Source organism: Commensalibacter intestini A911, from assembly GCF_000231445.1.
GTDB lineage: Bacteria > Pseudomonadota > Alphaproteobacteria > Acetobacterales > Acetobacteraceae > Commensalibacter > Commensalibacter intestini.
On record NZ_AGFR01000019.1, the window covers coordinates 1 to 1,621 of the forward strand.

A 1,621-nucleotide genomic window follows, 5' to 3' on the forward strand; every position below is an offset into this window, starting at 1 on the left:
ACTGAAAAAGGTAAAGATGCTAGAACTCATTCAGGATTTATTGCTCAACAGCTAGAAGCTGCTGTTAAAGCACAAGGGCTTGATCCATCCCAGTTTTCATTTTGGTGTTCTTCACCATTGACACAACAAGTTAAAAAAGAAGTTAAACTTGATAATGGGGAAACTTCTACAACTTTTGAATCTGAATTAGTAAAAGATGAAGATGGAAACCAAGTTTCCCAACAATCCTTGCGTTATGAAGAACTATTTGTTCTTTTATTAGAGGCTATTAAAGTAAAAATCTCTGCTTTTGAAGCACGCCTAGAAGCATTAGAAGCTAAATAATTAAGGAACCGTACCATGAATAAATTAATTAAAGGTGGTACGGGTTCATCTATGTATTTGAGTCAGATTGTTGACTCAATCACAGGTCAATCCGCATTAATACCTAAAATAGTTACTGAAGATACTTTAAACATACAATTCCCAGACTATGGGGATAAAGTTTATTTACTACAGTTTAACCAAGACTGTAATATCACTGTTAAAAATGTTCCTACATTACAGTTTCAAAAATTAACCTTAATATTACAACAGCCAATAAATGGTAATTGTTATCCATCATTTTCTAATGATATCCAATGGGAAGATGATAAAAAACCGTTTGTGAGTATAGAGGCAAGGAAAGAAACCATTCTTGAAATCATTGGTTTTAATAACAAATTAAGAGGTAAAAAAATCTATGGTTAATGCAACAACTGGTTTTATCAATAACGGTTCCCTTGTTCAATATGGTGAAAAGAATACTTCTGATAGTTGGGATACTTTATTTTTACCTTCTATTGAGGATGGTATGTTACGTGTTTTAATTGATGGAGATTTACCAACAGTTAAAGATACAGATACACAAGCATCTATTTCATTCTTTCATGGGGACATACCTTTATTTAGTGCAACTGCTATAGTAAGTGTACAAGGGGCTAGTTCACAAGGAGCGGACAAGAAAAACTTTAAGTTTAAAGTTGTGAATCCAACAACAGGTAATAAACTTAAGGTTAAGTTTGGTAATTGGCTTCCTATGAGTTCTATCACTCTAAAAGCTTATGCTGTGGATAGAACACTTATTAGGGACAGTTTATCCACAATGGTTTACCGTAAAATTTTACGATATAATAATGGATTAACAGCACCATCAAGTGAGTATTCTTATCTTGCATCTAAAAACTGTGGGGTTACTGTTGGTGAAGCAGATTTCACAACGGCTGGTTTTCCTATAGAGGTGTATAATACAAATGGTTTTTATGGGTTATATGTCTTACGTTCTTACTACGATGCAGAAACATATTTACTTGATGAAAACAATACACAGCATGTATTAATGCAACCCAAGCTATCCAATAATTTTTGGGTAGATGGTGTGTTTAATGCTTCTGTGTGGGATATTACATTACCAACAACACAAGATGCTACATTTGAATCCTCAGTAGAGCGACTGTTTCAATGGTTTAAAGGTTGTAATGATGGCTCTATTAATATGAGAGCAACATATAAAGATTACATTAATCTTAATGTGTTTATTGATTATATTTTGTTTACTGAACTTACAATGGGTGGGGATAGTATTCAAAATAACTTAATGTTG

Annotated in this window: 3 protein-coding genes; all 3 read left to right on the forward strand. The window is 32.9% G+C overall.

Annotation, left to right across the window (positions count from 1 at the left end):
• A partial coding sequence (locus CIN_RS12120) for a tail fiber domain-containing protein (RefSeq protein WP_040364484.1) occupies nucleotides 1-324 on the forward strand: 324 nt, incomplete at its 5' end.
• A gap of 15 nt (nucleotides 325-339) precedes the next feature.
• Nucleotides 340-729: a hypothetical protein gene (locus CIN_RS11035; protein WP_040364485.1), complete on the forward strand. Its 390-nt coding sequence runs from the start codon at nucleotides 340-342 to the stop codon at nucleotides 727-729.
• The coding region (locus tag CIN_RS11040; RefSeq protein WP_170314058.1) for a CotH kinase family protein at nucleotides 722-1,621 on the forward strand (900 nt) is incomplete at its 3' end. The genes CIN_RS11035 and CIN_RS11040, both read left to right, overlap by 8 nt.

Excerpts from the sequence above, each read along its gene's own strand:
- CIN_RS11035 (WP_040364485.1), top strand. The coding sequence starts at position 340 with ATGAATAAATTAATTAAAGGTGGTACGGGTTCATCTATGTATTTGAGT.